The sequence below is a fragment of the Mycolicibacterium sp. ND9-15 genome (genome assembly GCF_035918395.1).
Taxonomy (GTDB): domain Bacteria; phylum Actinomycetota; class Actinomycetes; order Mycobacteriales; family Mycobacteriaceae; genus Mycobacterium.
This window is the reverse complement of record NZ_CP142362.1, coordinates 3,429,404-3,444,706: the sequence shown is the minus strand read 5'-3', so window position 1 is coordinate 3,444,706 and position 15,303 is coordinate 3,429,404. Positions and strand designations below refer to the sequence as shown.

Here is a 15,303-nt window from a genome sequence, read left to right as displayed (position 1 = left end):
TCAAACGGCGGTGAACTCACGATCCGGTTCGGCGCCGAACATGAACCGTCGGCCGGTTACGCTCAGCGGCCGGATGCGTACGTAGTGCTGTTTCACCGTGGCGATCCAGGGCAGCAGCTGCGCGCGCTCCGCCTCGGCGATGTCCTCCTCGCTGCGCACCGAGCGGGCGACGCCTTTGACGATCACACTCCACCCTTCGACCGCGTCGTGGTCGTCGACCTCGAAGAGCACGTTGTGGTTGATCGCGGTGCTGACGAGTTTCGTGCCCTCTGCCGTGCGGAACAGCACGGTGCGGTGCTGTACGACGTAGTTCACCGGGAAGATCTCCGGGTTGCCGTCCACACTGGTGACGAGCCGACCGAGCGCGCGGCTCGACAACAGCTTCCAGCATTCCGTCTCGGGCAGGATCGTGACCGCTTGAAAGTCTTCCGACATGAGGTGACCGTAACCGGCGCGCGCGATCGGCGCCGTGGCACAAAGTCCCTTCTTTGAATAACCAAGGACACCGGCGCCGCGTCCCCGGATGGCGCATCATGGCTCCTATGAAAAGCGCGGTGATCGACGCCGCAGGGCTAGAGCGCCTGGTGTCCACCCTGATCGACCGCGGCTACCGCGTGGTGGGACCGACGGTGTCGGACAACGCCATCGTGCTCGCCGAGCTGGACACGGCCGACGACCTACCGCGCGGGTGGGGGGTGGACGTCGCTCCCGGCCAATACCGGCTGCGCCGTCGCGACGACGAGGCGGTGTTCGGCCATTCGGCGGGGCCCCAATCGTGGAAGCAGTTTTTGCACCCGTCGCGGCAGAAGTTGTGGTCGTCCGATGCCGAAGTGCCCGAGGATGAGCCGCGCTACGCGTTCGTCGGCGTACGGGGCTGCGACCTCGCCGCCATCGCCACCCTCGACGGCGTGCTCGGCAGGAGCGCCCATCCGGACCAGGGCTTCACCGGACGGTTGGCCAGACTCTTCGTCGTCGCGGTGAACTGCACCGAACCGGGTGGCTTGTGCTTCTGCGCGTCGATGGGAACGGGGCCGGCCGCCGGGCCGGGTTACGACCTCGCCCTCACCGAGCGCACAGGACCGGACGGCTGCTGGTACCTCGTGGAGGCCGGGAGCGACGTCGGCGCCGAGGTGCTCGCCGATCTCCCGCACCGAGAAGCCAGCGATATCGAAATCGATTCCGCGCGCCGAGATGTCGCGCAGGCCGCGGACCGGATGGGGCGGCGCATGCCGGATGGCGATCTGCGCAACCTGCTGGTGGAGTCCCGCGAGTCACCGCACTGGAACGAGGTCGCCAGCCGGTGCCTGACCTGTGGCAACTGCACGATGGTCTGCCCGACGTGCTTCTGTACGAGCGTCGAGGACGTCACCGACCTGACCGGTGAGCATGCCGAGCGCTGGATGCACTGGGCGTCGTGTTTCGAGTTCGACTTCACCTTCGTCCACGAGGGCAGCGTCCGGCAGTCCGGTCCGTCGCGATACCGCCACTGGCTCACCCACAAACTGGGCACCTGGCACGACCAGTTCGGTATGTCAGGCTGTGTCGGCTGCGGACGCTGTATTGCTTGGTGTCCCACCGGAATAGACATCACCGAGGAGATGACGACGCTCTCAGAACAAGCGAAGGGTCGCGATGACTGAGACGGCGACCAAGCGTTCGACCCACTCTGCGATGCATCCGGTGCCCTACCGGGTGATCGACCGTGTCGTGGAGAACCGCGATTCGGCGACGCTGGTTCTCTCGCCCGTGGGCGATGCGCTGGCGCCGGCGCGGCCCGGCGAATTCATGATGATGTACGCGTTCGGGGTCGGCGAGGTCGCGATCTCGGTCAGCGGCGTCCCGACCTTCCAGGACGATGCCGTCACCCACACCGTGCGCGCCGTCGGTGCGGTCAGCCGGGCGCTGCACGACGCGCAACCCGGCACCGAGATCGGACTGCGCGGACCATTCGGCACCCACTGGGGGATGGACACGGCGGCCGGACGCGACCTGGTGATCGTGGCCGGCGGCGTCGGGTTGGCCCCGCTGCGCCCGGTCGTCCTGGCCGCGCTGACCGAGCGCGAGAGGTTCGGCCGCGTGACGTTGATCGCCGGCGCGCGCGCCAGCGACGATTTCCTGTTCCGGGGCGAGCTCGCAGAGTGGGCGCGACGCGCAGACATCGACGTGCATGTGACCGTCGACGTGCCCGTGCAGGGCTGGCCGGGTGAAGTCGGCTTCGTCACGGAGCCGCTGCGCCGGTTGGCCGTACGGCCGGCCAACACGATCGGTTTCCTGTGCGGCCCGGAGGTGATGATGCGCAACGCCGCGCACGAGTTGGTCCGTAAAGGGCTGGCGTTCAACGCTATCCGGGTTTCACTCGAGCGCAACATGCAGTGCGGCATCGGCTGGTGCGGACACTGCCAACTGGGGCCGCTGCTGCTCTGCCGTGACGGTCCGGTCGTCGGTTACGACGTCGCAGAACCACTGCTGCGGGTGAAGGAGCTCTAGATGGCCAAGCCCACGTTGGCGGTATGGAAGTTCGCGTCTTGCGACGGTTGCCAGCTCACCTTGTTGGACTGCGAAGACGAGTTGCTCACCATCGCGGCAGAGGTACAGATCGCCACCTTCCTGGAAGCCTCGAGCGCGGTCGTCGGCGGGCCCTACGACGTCTCGCTCGTCGAGGGCTCGATCACCACCGCCGCCGACGAACGGCGGATCAAGGAGATCCGCGAGCAGTCACGCACGCTGGTGACGATCGGCGCCTGTGCCACCGGCGGCGGAATCCAGGCGTTGCGCAATTTCGCCGACGTCGACGAGTTCGCTTCCGTCGTCTACGCGCGACCCGAGTACATCGACACACTCGCCACGTCCACCCCCGCCTCCGCCCACGCGCAGGTCGACTACCAACTCCAAGGCTGTCCCATCGACCGCGGCCAACTGCTCGACACCCTCGCGGCTCTGCTGGTCGGCCGTAAACCGCGGCTGCCCGCCAAGACGGTGTGTACCGAATGTAAGAACCGCGGCGTGACGTGTGTGGTGGTCGCCGACGGCATTCCCTGTCTCGGCCCCGTGACGCATGCCGGGTGCGGCGCACTGTGCCCGTCGTTTCACCGGGGCTGCTATGGCTGTTTCGGTCCTGCCGCCACGCCGAACACCGCCGCGCTGATCCCGGTGCTGCGCCGCGACGGGATGTCGGCTGACGACGTCGGGCGGGTCTTTTCCACCTTCAACGTCGCGCCCTTCACCGAGGAACGGAACGATCTGTGAACGAGGAGACTCGGACGCTCACCGTCGGCGCACTGACGCGTGTCGAGGGCGAGGGAGCGCTCAACGTCACGCTGGTCGACGGTGCGGTCGAGAACGTCGAGCTCAACATCTACGAGCCGCCAAGGTTTTTCGAGGCATTCCTGCGCGGACGGGCCTACACCGAGCCGCCTGACATCACCGCGCGCGTGTGCGGAATATGCCCGGTCGCCTACCAGGTCAGCGCGTGCAACGCGATCGAGGACGCCTGCAAAGTGACGGTGGACCCCGAACTGGTGGCGCTGCGCCGGTTGCTGTACTGCGGCGAATGGATCCACAGTCACGCCCTGCACATCTATCTGCTGCACATGCCCGACTTCCTGGGTTACCCCGACGCCATCGCGATGGCCAAGGATCGCCCGCAGCTGCTGGAGCGCGGGCTTGCCCTCAAGAAGGCGGGCAACCGGTTGATGGAGCAGATCGGCGGCCGCGCAATCCATCCGATCAATGTGCGGCTCGGCGGGTTCTTCTCGACCCCGACTCGTGCTGCTCTCGAGCCGCTGGCCGAGATGCTGCGGGGCGCACTCGACGATGCGTTGTACACCGCCCGGGAGGTATCTCGATTCGACATCCCCGACACCGAATTCGATCACGAGTTCCTGTCGCTGTCGGATCCGGACCGCTACCCCATCGAGGACGGAGGCATCGCCCGCAGCGCGGGCGTTCCGTTCCCGCTCGAAGATTTCACCGACCATGTGGTCGAAGCGCAGGTCCCGCATTCGACGGCGCTGCATGCCACCCTCGACGGCCGCCGCTACCTCACCGGCCCGTTGGCGCGGTACTCGCTCAACTCCGCCAAGCTCTCCCCGATCGCGGCCGAGGTCGCCGCCGAGACCGGGCTTGGCCCCGAGTGCCGTAACCCGTTCCGCAGCATCGTCGTTCGGGCCGTCGAGGTGGTCTATGCGCTGGAGGAGTCGCTCCGTATCATCGCCGAATACGAACGGCCGTCCCGCCCGGCCGTGGAGGTGCCCGTCCGCGCCGGCGTCGGGCACGGGGTCAGCGAGGCGCCCCGCGGCCTGCTCTACCACCGCTACGAGATCTCCGACGACGGGTTGATCCGGGCCGCGACGATGGTGCCACCGACCGCCCAGAACCAGTCCGCCATCGAGCACGAGATGGGACTGCTGGTGGCAGAGAACATCTCGCTTGACGACGCCACGTTGACATCGTTGTGCGAGAAGGCGATTCGCAACCACGATCCGTGCATCTCCTGCTCGGCGCACTTCCTGACCTTGACGGTCGAACGACGTTGACAATTGAACGACGTTGACGCACTTGGTGATCGGAATCGGCAACAGCTTCCGCCGTGACGACGGAGTCGGATTGGCGGTGGCGGACGAAGTCGCCCGGCGCGACCTGCCCGGTATAGAGGTGATGACCGCGATCGGCGAACCCGGCGCCATCCTCGACGCGTGGGCCGGTGTGCCGACGGTTGTGGTGGTCGATGCCGCGGTCAGCCCGGATGCCATTCCGGGCCGGATCCGGCGGTGGACACCCGATGCGAGGCCCGACTCTGCCCCTACGAGCTCGCATGCCCTCGGACTGGCGCAGACATATGCGCTCGGCCGGGCACTCGGCCTGCTACCCGGTCGCCTCGTCGTGCTCACCGTGGATATCGTCGATCGTGGTCTGGGATCCGGCCTGTCGGACCCGGTCGCCGCGTGCGTCACCGATGCGGTCGACGCCGTCCTCGACGAATTCGTCGACTGACGGCTACTCGTTGAACTCGACGGTCCCGCCCGCTCGCAGGATTTGCGTCTCGCCACGGCATTCCACCAGTACCGGCGCGGCGTCCCCGGGTTCGGCGCTCAACGCCGCGCTTCGCCCGAGCACCGATAACTGGAGCCGGTGGCCCCGATAGCGGAAGGTGTATTCCAGGCGGCCGAGGGATTTCGGCCAGAGCGGTCCGAGGACGACGCGGTCGCGCCGCATCTCCAGCCCGGTGAAGCACCGCTGCAGCAGATCGATGCTCCCCGACATCGCGGCCAGGTGGATGCCCTCGGCCGTCGTGCCACCCTGAATGTCGGCGATGTCGGAGGCCAGCGCCTGCCGGAAGAACGCCATCGCCTGGTCTCGGTTGCCGCGAGCCAACACCCAGGCGTGCACAACGGCGCTCAGTGTCGAGCCGTGTGAAGTCCGCCGCCGGTAGTACTCGATGGTTTTCGGGATCTGCTCCGGGGTGAAGCGATATCCGAGCCGGTCGAACAGCTCGTAGAGTTCGTCGGCGGACAGCAGGTAGAAGAGCATGAGCGCGTCGGCCTGCTTGCCGGCCTTGTAGTTGTTGACGCTGTCGTTCTCGGCCTCCAGGATGCGGTCCAGCCGCTGCGTGTTGTCGTACCGGCTGCGGTAACCGTCCCAGTCCAGCTCCTTCAGGTCCTCATAGCCCTCGAACTGGCTGATCACCCCGCCGTGAAACGGCACGAACATCCGCCGGCTGACGTCCTCCCACTGAGCGAGGTCCTCGTCGCGGATGCCGAGCGACTCCAGCAGCGCGAGCCGGTAGTGCAGCGGGATTCGCTCGAGCGCCTCGAGTGCCCGCACGATCACCCATACCGCCATCACATTGGTGTAGGCGTTGTTGTCGATCCCGTCGTACTCCCGGCCCGGATAGCCGGAGTGGAATTCGTCGGGACCGATGACGCCGCGGATCACGTAGCGCTCCCTGGCGGAGTCGTAGGTGGCCAGGCTGACCCAGAATCTGGCGATGTCGGCGAGCATCTCGGCGCCGTAGTCGATCAGGAACCCCCCGTCGCCGGTCACCTGGTAGTGCTGCCAAACGTTGTATGCGATGGCGAGTCCGATGTGGTGGGCGCGCGCGCTCGCGTCCGGATTCCATCGGCCGGATCGCGGGTTGAGATGCAGCCGCGGACTCTCTTCGCGGCCGTCGCTCCCGGATTGCCAGGGGTACATCGCACCGGCGTGACCCGCCTCGCTTGCGGCGCGGCGGGCTTCGGGCAACCGACGGTAGCGGTACATCAGCAGCGAGCGGGTGACTTTGGGCAGCCGCATGTTGGTCACCGGGAAGACGAACAGCTCGTCCCAGAACACGTGGCCGCGGTAAGCCTCGCCATGCAGGCCGCGGGCGGGGACTCCCACATCCAGGTCCGCGGTGTGGGGCGAAAGTGTCTGCAGAACGTGCAGCTGGTGCAGGCGCACGATGCGACGCAGGTCGGGGTCGGAGCCCATCTCGATGTTGAAGCGTTCCCACAGGTGGGCCCATGCCAGCTGGTGTCCCCGTTCGAGTTCGGCGTATCCGCCGATGCGCTGCAGCTCGCGTTCGGCCGCCGAGACCGGACCGGATATCCCGTGGTCGCGGCTCGTGTAAACGGTCACCACCTCTTCCAGCGTGACGGACTGTCCTTCGCTGAGGTCGACGGCGATGTCATGGCCCACCCGGAGGGGCTCGCTGACCAGGCGACTCTCGGCGGGGGATTCACCGTTTCCCCCGCGCACCGTGCTCCGTTTGGCGACGGCGACCTCGATGTTCGACTCGACGGTTCGAGCCGCCAATAGCACGGAGTCACCGGTCAATTCGCGTGCTTCGACAACGTTCAGATGACGCGATGACAGATCGTGGTATCGCTCGACGCCCCGGTTCTGCACGTCACCGTCGACAACCGAGCGGAACTCCAGCCGTCCCGACCAGTTGTCCGCGTGCACGGTCGTCTGCAGAGCGGCTGCGTGCGGCAGATGCATCGCCACGAATCGGGTCTGGGAAAAACGGGTGGTCCGACCGGACCGATCGGTGAACGAGAACTCTCGCGTCATCGTGGCTCGAAGCAGGTCGACCGTCACCAGATACGTCGACACGTCGACATCGTCGATGACGAACCACGGTCCATTGTTGATACGGAAGGTCACCGGCAACCAGTTCGGCAGGTTCACCAGGCTCTCGTTGTCGATCACCGTGCCCGCCACCTCATCGGTCAGGCGGTTGTAGATCCCCGCGACGTAGGTTCCCGGGTAGTGGAGCTCACCGGCACCGCATTCCGGTGCCGCGCCACGCACGGCCATGTAGCCGTTGCCCATGGTGCACAGTGCTTCTCGCGTCTTCTCGTGGTCCGGTTGGTAGCCGCCGAACGTCATCATCCACGGATCGCTTGCCGTGTCCTGCTCGGCAGCCAACTGGTCGGTGAGCCGGTCCAGGAACCGACAGACGACATTGGGATTCTCGAGGGCGAACCGCGCCGCCGACGGCCGGTCCCCCGACTCGGCGTTGCGGACCGCCACGCCGATGCCCTTGTGCCGCACCGCGTCGAACGCGTCTTCGTCGGTCAGGTCGTCGCCGATGTAGATCGGCAACAGCGGCCGGGTGCCGTCGATCTGGTCGAGGATCCACTCCAGTGTCTTACCTGTGTCCCAGTCGACGTCCGGACGGAGTTCTATCACCTTGCGCCCACCGCTCACCCGAAGCTTGTGGCGTTGCCCCGCGGTACGCACCGCGGCGACGACTCCGTCGACCAGTTCGGGAGCGACGTTCCGGTAGTGCACGGCCACCGAGAACCGCTTGTTCTCGACCACGAGCCCGTCGACGCCGGCCAACCGGTTCCGAAGTTCTTCTGTCGCCTCGTCAAGGGTGTGGATCGCCTGTGCCCCCGCATCATTCCGATGGAGCGACCCATCCGGGTCCACCATCTCGAAGCCGTGACTGCCGGCGTACCAGATACCGGGGACGCCGACCCGGGATCGGATGTCTTCTAAGCTTCGGCCACTGATCACGGCGACCGGGCAGAGGGCGGCGAGAGACTTGAGCACCTCGCCGGCCTCGGGAACCAGCTTGGCCGCATCGGGATCGTTGACGATCTCGGAAATGGTCCCGTCGAAGTCCAACAGCACCGCGGGTTGCCGCATGTCCGCCAACGGCGCTATCTGGCTGTAGGACTGGAGCGCGTCGGCGGTGGCGGAAAGACGGTGGTAACCGCCGCGCACCGTCACCTCCACGAGGTCACGTACCACCACATCGGCGCCGCATTGAAGGAGAGCCGCCCCGTCGCCGTTGCGGTCGACGCCGATGACGAGGACGAACCCGCCGTCGCGGCCTGCCGCCACGCCCGCGGCGTCGTCGTCGACGACGACGCACCGCGCGGGCGGTACCCCGAGTTGGCGTGCTACTTCGGGTAGGACGGCCGCGTGCTGGTGGCCGCCAAACGGCGCTTCGGACGCAAGACCCTCGTCGACGCAGGCGGTGAACAGATCGGAAAGTCCGGCTGAGCGCAGCACCTCCTTGCAGTTGCGGGCGGACGAGAAGACGCCGGTGGCGATATCGGCGGCTCGCAGTTGTCGCACCAATCCGACGGTGGAAACGAATATCGGCACCTGGTGGGCGGTCATCTCGATGACGAGGTTGTGCAGCCGGTTCCGTAGACCGCACACGGTGGCGGCGCCGTCGTCGCTTTCGGTTCCCAGGGGCAGCGAAATTCCGCGTGACTTCAGCAGAGCCGCAATTCCGTCGAGTTGCGGTTTTCCCTCGGCGAAGTCGCGGTAGTCGGCGTCGGTGAACTCCAAGTGCTCGACGGCATCGCCCGCGGGCCGCCGGGTGAGGAAATCGTCGAACATCGCCTTCCACGCCGCCTTGTCGATGGCGGCGGTGTCGGTCACGACGCCGTCGAGGTCGAAGATCACCGCGTCGTGATACCGCGGGTCAACGAAGACTGGAAGCCTCATCGCCCTACCTCTCCAGAGATACCCGTCATCATGCCACCGGTTGTGCGGCGTACCCGAAAGGAACCGACGTCACTCGTCGGCGGCTAGGGACCTAATGCCCTTCGCAGTCGGGACCTTCGACCGGGCCGCCATGTTCCTCAGATGGTTACGCAAGACCACCGCCTGGGGCAGGATGGGCACATGGCCGTTCTCAGCGATGTGACCTTTATCCGCGACATCTCCGCACTGACGATCGCCGACGCCGAGGAGGCCGGCGGCAAGGGTGCGAACATGGGCGAACTCGTCGCCGCCAACCTGCCCGTACCGCCGGGATTCGTGCTGCTGCGCGACTGCTATCGGGAGTCCATGAAGTCCGGCGGGGTGCACGCCGAACTCAACGCGCTGCACCGGGAGGCACTCGACGTCACCGACACCGCCAGGCTCACCGAACTGTCCGAGCGGATGAAGGGCCTGGTGCGCAAGGCCGGGGCCAACGACGAAGTGCGACGTGAGATCCTGGACGCGTACCACGCGCTCGGATCGGGCTCCGCCGTGGTCGCGGTGCGCTCCTCGGCAACCGGTGAGGACGGCGCGGACGCCTCGTTCGCCGGCATGAACGCCACCATCACCAACGTGACCGGCGACGACGGACTCATGGACGCGGTGGTGCGGTGCTGGATGTCGCTGTTCAGCCCGCGCGTCATCACCTACCGCGCCAGCCGCGGCTTCAGGGCCGACCCCGCGATGGCGGTCGTCGTCCAGCAGATGATCCACTCGGAGAAGGCCGGCGTCGCGTTCACCGCCGACCCCAGTAACGGTGCCCAGGACCGGGTGGTCATCGAGGGCGCGTTCGGTCTCGGCGAGGTCGTGGTGTCCGGCCATGTCGAGCCCGACACCTACATCGTCTCCAAGGAGACCCTGCAACCCCTCGATATCCGGCTCGGCTACAAGTCGTTCAAGATCGTCCGGGGCGAGGACGGCCACGATGCCGTGGTGGACCTCGACGAGTCACAGGCCAATGCACGGGTTCTCACCGAGGAGGAACTGCGCTCGATAGCCGAACTCGCCATTGCGACGGAGCGGCACAACGGCTGCCCGCAGGACACCGAATGGGCGATCGCCGAGGGCAAGGCCTACCTGGTGCAGGCCCGGCCGATCACCACGCTGGGCCACACCACCCCCCCGGCCGCCGAAAAGCATCTGGTCCTGGCGCGCGGGCTCGCCGCTGCACCCGGCATAGCCTCGGGAAAGGTGCGGGTGCTCGATACGCCCGACAAGGGTGCGCAGTTACAGGACGGCGAGATCCTCGTCGCCCAGATGACCAATCCGGACTGGCTGCCCACCATCCGTCGGGCGTCCGCGCTGGTGACCGACACCGGCGGCATGACCTGCCACGCCGCAATCGTGGCGCGCGAACTGGGTGTCCCGTGCGTCGTCGGCACGCGCACCGCGACGAGAGACCTCCACGACGGCACGACGGTGACCGTCGACGGGGCCCGCGGAGAGGTGGTCTCCGGTCGGGTGCAGGCCAAGCCGGCGGCATCGGTGACCGATCGCGGCGCGCCGAGCAAACCGCAGAGCGAGGCGACCGGCACGAAGGTATACGTCAACCTGGCCATGCCCGAGTCCGCCGAAACCGTTGCCGCACAGCCGGTCGACGGCGTGGGCCTGCTGCGCGCCGAGTTCATCCTGACCGAGGCGCTGTCCAACCGTCATCCGCGTGACCTCATCGCGCGCGGAGAGCAGGGCATACTGGTCGACAAGCTCGCGGCCGCGGTCGGCCGGATCGCCGCCGCATTCGCACCGAGGCCCGTCATCTACCGGGCATCGGACTTCCGTACCAACGAGTTTCGCGGGCTGACGGGCGGGGAGACGTACGAGCCCGAAGAGCACAATCCGATGATCGGCTATCGCGGCTGCTATCGGTACGTCAACGAACCGGATCTGTTCGCGCTCGAACTCGAAGCGCTGGCGCGCGTGCGGGAGCAATCGCCCAACTTGGGGCTGATGATCCCGTTCGTGCGCACGAAATGGGAATTGGAGGCTTGCCTTGCGCTCGTCGACGCCAGCCCGCTGAACCGGCAGCGAGGTTTGCACCGGTGGGTGATGGCCGAGGTGCCCTCGATCGTGCACTGGCTTCCCGAATACATCGGAATGGGCATCGACGGTGTGTCGATCGGGAGCAACGACCTGACCCAGCTGGTGCTCGGGGTCGACCGCGACTCCGACGTCTGCGCCGAGTTGTTCGACGAATCCGATCCCGCCGTCCTCGACGCCATCGGCCAAATCATCGGCACCGCACGCAAGTACGGGATCACTTCGTCGCTGTGCGGCCAGGCGCCGTCGACCAACCCGGCGTTCGCCGAACATCTGGTGCGGATGGGCATCACGTCGATATCGGTCAACCCCGACGCCGCTGACACCGCCCGGAGGGTGATCGCCGCAGCGGAGCGACGGCTGCTGCTCGAAGCCGCCCGGTGAGGTAGTGGGTCATGTCGAATGACAGTATCGGCGCCGAACAGATCGCCACGATCGTCGAGACGGCCGCTCGCGCTCCCTCACTGCACAACAGCCAACCCTGGCGGTGGGTGTTCGAACGCGGCGCGCTGCACCTGTTCGCCGACCATTCGCGCGTCGGCCGTCATACGGATGCCACCGGCGGCGAGGTGATCCTGAGTTGCGGGGCGGCACTCGATCACCTTCAGGTCGCCGCGGCCGCCGCCGGCTGGCAGACCGCGGTGGACAGGTATCCCGACCCGACGGATCACGATCATCTCGCGTCCATCGCCTTCAGCGCGGCGGAATCGGTCAGCGAGCAGCAACGCGCGCTGGCCGAGGCGATCTCACGACGCCGCACCGACCGGCTCGCGATGGCGGCCCCGGAGCCGTGGCCGGAGTTGGAGGCGCAACTGGAAGCGGTGCTCGCCGGCTCCGGGGTCGACCTGGATGTGATCGACGACAGCGGACGGCCGGCGTTGGCCGACGCCTCGCGTCGTTCGGAGGAATATCGCCGCGACGACGCCTCATACCGCTACGAATTGCTTTGGTGGACACACCATACCGGCGACCACGGCTTGCCGGCCACCGCGATGGCCTCCTCGGCCGAGGCGTCCCGAGTCGACATCGGCCGCGACTTCCCCACGTACGGCTCCGGTGACCGCAGAGCGGGGCTCGACCGTGACCGATCGAAAGTCCTTGTCCTCTCGACATTCGACGACAGCCGCGAGAACGTGCTGCGATGCGGTGAGATGCTCTCCCGCGTGCTACTGCACTGCACCGCCGCGGGTTTGGCCACCTGCACGCTCACCCACATGATCGAGGTGCACGCGAGCCGGGAAGCGGTTCGTCGACTCACGGGCCGGCGCGCCGAACCCCAGCTGCTGATCCGTGTCGGCCGCGCCCCGGAAACCGCCACGGTGGAGAAGCACACGCCGCGCCGGCCGGTGGGCGACGTCCTGCAGATCCGGTAAAGGGGGATCCGGACCGCTAAGCCGTCAAGTGCCGTCACGTGCGTGCGACCAGTTGAGCCACCCCCCGCTCGATGCCGTTGGCCAGTTCCGTGACGTCGGGGGCGGTATCGAAATCACCGGTGATGCCGAACACCAACTCGTCGGCGTAGCTGAGCATGGCTATGCCCGTGCGTAGCTGCAACGCGATAGGCGGGATCGGCACCACCCGGACCACTTCGCGGTCCATGACCCGCATGCGCTGCCGGGGCCCGGGTACATTCGTCGCCAGTGTGACGACCCCCCGCTGCGGCAACCTGGTCAACGCGCGAACGGCCCACGCGGTGAACGGAAACGGCACGACGTTCGCAGCGGCGACGAAGACACCGCCCGCCTCGCGCTGGCCGCTGGATTTGGCCCGGATCAGCCGACGATGCACGGATCGGAGCTGCTCTTCGGGGTCCTCCTTGTCGACGGGCAGGAACGGCAGCATCAGCGAAACCCGGTTGTCCGCGACACCGATCGCATCGTTCGAGCGGATCGACACGGGCACAAGCGTTCTCAGGGAGTTGCGTCGCGGTTTCTCGCCGCGGCGAACCAGCGCGGCACGGAAGCTGTCGGTGATGGCGGCCAGTGCGACGTCGTTGATGGTGACTCCGAAGGCATCGCAGATCCGGCCCACATCTGCCAGGCTGACCCGCGCCGAACTGAACCGCCGCCTGGTCGACACCGGCCCGACGAGGGACGACGTGGCCGCCGGACGCAGCAGTCCTTCGGTGACCTCCAGGGCTCCCTCGAATGCCAACCGCGACGCGCTGGTCGCGCTGGCAGCCAAGCCCCACAAACCCCTGACCCAGCTCAGCGGATTGAGGCCGACCGACCCGTCGACACCTGTGTGCTGCGGGCTGTGGGCGGCACGGATCTCGCCGGTGTAGTCGGCTCGCTCGCCGTCGTCGCTGAGCCCGGAGAACATGTGCATCGTGGCGATCCCGTCGGCGATGCAGTGGTGGATCTTCATCAGCATCGCCCAGCGGTCATCCCGGAGACCTTCGATGATCCAGCACTCCCACAGTGGCCGATCGCGATCCAGTCTCCGCTCCATGACATCGGCGGCGAAGCGGAACAACGCCTCGTCGTCACCGGGGTGCGGCAGCGCGGCGAGATGAATGTGATCCGACGGATCGAACCCGTCGTGCTCCGCCCATTCGGGCGGGGAAAGGTCCAGCATGTGCGTCCGCAACACCTGAGTGAAGCGAGGCACTCGGGTGATGCGCGCGGCGATACCCGCACCAAGCGCGGTGAAGTCGGGCATGGGTCCCTCGATGATCGACAGGCCGCCCACCGCAAGGCTTACATGCCGATCGGAGTCTTCGGCTTCGAGGAATCCGGCGTCAAGTGCCGTCAAATGCTTCGTCATCACGACCTCCCTCGACAGCCAGGCGGATCATCCGTTCCGCGTCGTCCACCGAATCCGCAAGCGGACGAGCGGTGTCAACTCGGTGGAATTCGCCCGTTTCCGCGAACTCGCTCAGCGCAGCGGCTATCTGCGGTGTCGCGTCCGATGCGGACGGCCCCCTGGCCACTATGCGTTCGGCGGCGTCGGAAGCGGGCAGTGAACACACGAAGTGGACCAGTACCGAGGACGTCTCGACGGCCAGTCGTTGCGCACGCTCCCGCTGCCGGGCATCGCGCCAGGTGCCGTCGAGAATGACCGTCTCACCGGTGGACAGCAGAGCGTGCGCACGGCGCAGCACCTCGTCATAAACCGCCGACACGTTCTCGGGCGCATACAGTCCGGCGTCCAGGTCGCCGACCCGGCCCGCGATGAGGCCCGACTGCTGTAGCTCGCGCCGCACCTCGTCGGTCGAAATGACCTGAGCGTTCGTCCGTTCGGCCAGCGCACGCGCCACGGTGGTCTTGCCCGTTCCCGGGCCGCCGCCGACGATGATCAACCGGGCCGTGCACGAGCGCAGGTGCGCCAGCGCGATGTCGAGATGCCGGTTCGCATCGGTCGCCGCTTCTGCGTGCCCCTGGCCGACGCGGATGCAGTCCACCTTCGCCCGCACCACGGCGCGATACGCGACGCTGAAGTCCCTCAACGACCGCGGTGCGCGGTCGTCGGCCCGCAGCAGGTATTCGCCGAAGAAGAGATCTGCGAGGTCGTTTCGACCGAGGAACTCCAGGTCCATCGCGAGGAACGCGGCATCGTCGACACCGTCGACGTATCGCAGTCGATCGTCGAATTCGAGGCAGTCCAGCAGCACCGGCCCGTCGGGCATGCAGAAGATGTCCTGGGTCAGCAAGTCGCCGTGCCCGTCGACGACGCGACCTTGGGCGATCCGCTGCCTGAACAGTTCGTCACGGCCGGCCAGGAACCGATCGGCCAGGCGCGTCACCTCCTGGAGCGATTTTCGCGGGATGACTGTGTCGACATGTCGCTGTAACTCGTCGAGGTTTTCGTGCCAGCGCGCAAAGACCGCGGCCACTGTCGCCTGGTCGTCGATCAGGGGGCCGCGCAGCGCGTCTCGATGAAACCGCGCAATGTGCCCGGCGATCGCGATCAGTTGGTCTTCGACCGGCTCCCCATTCCGGACAAGGGCGGCGAGCCGTGCGGACTCCGGGTAGCGGCGCATCACGATGACCGGTTCGGCCGGTTCGCCCGGAGCGGTGAAGTGCCCCACCCCGAGATAGCTGTCCGGGGCCAACCGGCGATTCAGGTCCACCTCTCGTCGGCACGCCTGCTCGCGACGTTCGCGCGTGCTGAAATCGAGGAAGTCGGTGACGAGCGGCTTCTTGGCCTTGTACGCCCTGTCGCCGATGAGAGCGACCACCCCGGTGTGCGTTTCATGCACTTCCGCGCCCAGGTTTCCCGCTCTGCTCCAAGGCTCTCGACGGGTGCTCGCAGTGGCCGGCGCGCACTTCATGAGTGCAC

General features: G+C 67.0%; 11 protein-coding genes. 7 read left to right on the top strand and 4 right to left on the bottom strand.

The window, feature by feature from the left end; all coding sequences use genetic code 11:
- Window positions 1–435, bottom strand: coding sequence for a pyridoxamine 5'-phosphate oxidase family protein (locus tag QGN32_RS16320; RefSeq protein WP_326545366.1), 435 nt, complete (start codon window positions 433–435; stop codon window positions 1–3).
- Between the two features lie 107 nt (window positions 436–542).
- Between QGN32_RS16320 and QGN32_RS16315 the strand changes: the two genes are divergently transcribed.
- Genes QGN32_RS16315 through QGN32_RS16295 form a run of 5 tightly spaced genes read left to right on the top strand, consistent with a single transcriptional unit; the run spans window position 543 to window position 4,992 of the window.
- Window positions 543–1,640: a 4Fe-4S dicluster domain-containing protein gene (locus tag QGN32_RS16315; protein WP_326545365.1), complete on the top strand. Its 1,098-nt coding sequence runs from the start codon at window positions 543–545 to the stop codon at window positions 1,638–1,640.
- A complete protein-coding gene (locus QGN32_RS16310; RefSeq protein WP_326545364.1) occupies window positions 1,633–2,487 on the top strand; it encodes an FAD/NAD(P)-binding protein in 855 nt (284 codons plus the stop codon). The genes QGN32_RS16315 and QGN32_RS16310 overlap by 8 nt, the downstream gene beginning before the upstream one ends.
- Window positions 2,488–3,246 (top strand): NADH-quinone oxidoreductase subunit B family protein, encoded by a 759-nt coding sequence (locus tag QGN32_RS16305; RefSeq protein WP_326545363.1) that lies wholly within the window; start codon window positions 2,488–2,490, stop codon window positions 3,244–3,246.
- Window positions 3,243–4,535, top strand: a complete 1,293-nt coding sequence (locus tag QGN32_RS16300) for a Ni/Fe hydrogenase subunit alpha (protein WP_326545362.1) — start codon at window positions 3,243–3,245, stop codon at window positions 4,533–4,535. Before QGN32_RS16305 ends, QGN32_RS16300 begins: the two co-directional genes overlap by 4 nt.
- 13 nt (window positions 4,536–4,548) lie before the next feature.
- Window positions 4,549–4,992, top strand: a complete 444-nt coding sequence (locus QGN32_RS16295) for a hydrogenase maturation protease (RefSeq protein ID WP_326545361.1) — start codon at window positions 4,549–4,551, stop codon at window positions 4,990–4,992.
- A 3-nt stretch (window positions 4,993–4,995) separates the two neighbouring features.
- Here the strand turns inward: QGN32_RS16295 and otsB are convergent, their stop codons facing one another.
- Entirely contained in the window at window positions 4,996–8,946 is a 3,951-nt protein-coding gene (otsB, locus tag QGN32_RS16290; RefSeq protein WP_326545360.1) for a trehalose-phosphatase, read from the bottom strand.
- A 180-nt stretch (window positions 8,947–9,126) separates the two neighbouring features.
- On the opposite strand from otsB, the gene ppsA reads away from it, so the two are divergent.
- The gene (ppsA, locus tag QGN32_RS16285; protein ID WP_326545359.1) at window positions 9,127–11,406 is read left to right on the top strand and encodes a phosphoenolpyruvate synthase; all 2,280 of its coding nucleotides are present in this window, start codon (window positions 9,127–9,129) and stop codon (window positions 11,404–11,406) included.
- Between the two features lie 11 nt (window positions 11,407–11,417).
- A complete protein-coding gene (locus QGN32_RS16280) occupies window positions 11,418–12,395 on the top strand; it encodes an Acg family FMN-binding oxidoreductase (protein ID WP_326545358.1) in 978 nt (325 codons plus the stop codon).
- Between the two features lie 34 nt (window positions 12,396–12,429).
- On the opposite strand, the gene QGN32_RS16275 is transcribed toward QGN32_RS16280, so the two are convergent.
- Window positions 12,430–13,788 carry a WS/DGAT/MGAT family O-acyltransferase gene (locus QGN32_RS16275; RefSeq protein ID WP_326545357.1) on the bottom strand — a complete coding sequence of 453 codons (1,359 nt, stop codon included), beginning with the start codon at window positions 13,786–13,788 and terminating at the stop codon, window positions 12,430–12,432.
- Window positions 13,763–15,295, bottom strand: coding sequence for a bifunctional aminoglycoside phosphotransferase/ATP-binding protein (locus tag QGN32_RS16270; protein WP_326545356.1), 1,533 nt, complete (start codon window positions 15,293–15,295; stop codon window positions 13,763–13,765). The genes QGN32_RS16275 and QGN32_RS16270 overlap by 26 nt, the downstream gene beginning before the upstream one ends.
- Window positions 15,296–15,303 lie beyond the last annotated feature (8 nt).

Bases quoted from the DNA above. Each gene is read 5' to 3' on its own strand.
- QGN32_RS16310 (WP_326545364.1), top strand. From the start codon at position 1,633: ATGACTGAGACGGCGACCAAGCGTTCGACCCACTCTGCGATGCATCCG.
- QGN32_RS16305 (WP_326545363.1), top strand. From the start codon at position 2,488: ATGGCCAAGCCCACGTTGGCGGTATGGAAGTTCGCGTCTTGCGACGGT.
- QGN32_RS16270 (WP_326545356.1), bottom strand. From the start codon at position 15,295: ATGAAGTGCGCGCCGGCCACTGCGAGCACCCGTCGAGAGCCTTGGAGC.
- QGN32_RS16280 (WP_326545358.1), top strand. From the start codon at position 11,418: ATGTCGAATGACAGTATCGGCGCCGAACAGATCGCCACGATCGTCGAG.
- QGN32_RS16320 (WP_326545366.1), bottom strand. From the start codon at position 435: ATGTCGGAAGACTTTCAAGCGGTCACGATCCTGCCCGAGACGGAATGC.
- ppsA (WP_326545359.1), top strand. From the start codon at position 9,127: ATGGCCGTTCTCAGCGATGTGACCTTTATCCGCGACATCTCCGCACTG.
- QGN32_RS16315 (WP_326545365.1), top strand. From the start codon at position 543: ATGAAAAGCGCGGTGATCGACGCCGCAGGGCTAGAGCGCCTGGTGTCC.
- QGN32_RS16275 (WP_326545357.1), bottom strand. From the start codon at position 13,788: ATGACGAAGCATTTGACGGCACTTGACGCCGGATTCCTCGAAGCCGAA.
- otsB (WP_326545360.1), bottom strand. From the start codon at position 8,946: ATGAGGCTTCCAGTCTTCGTTGACCCGCGGTATCACGACGCGGTGATC.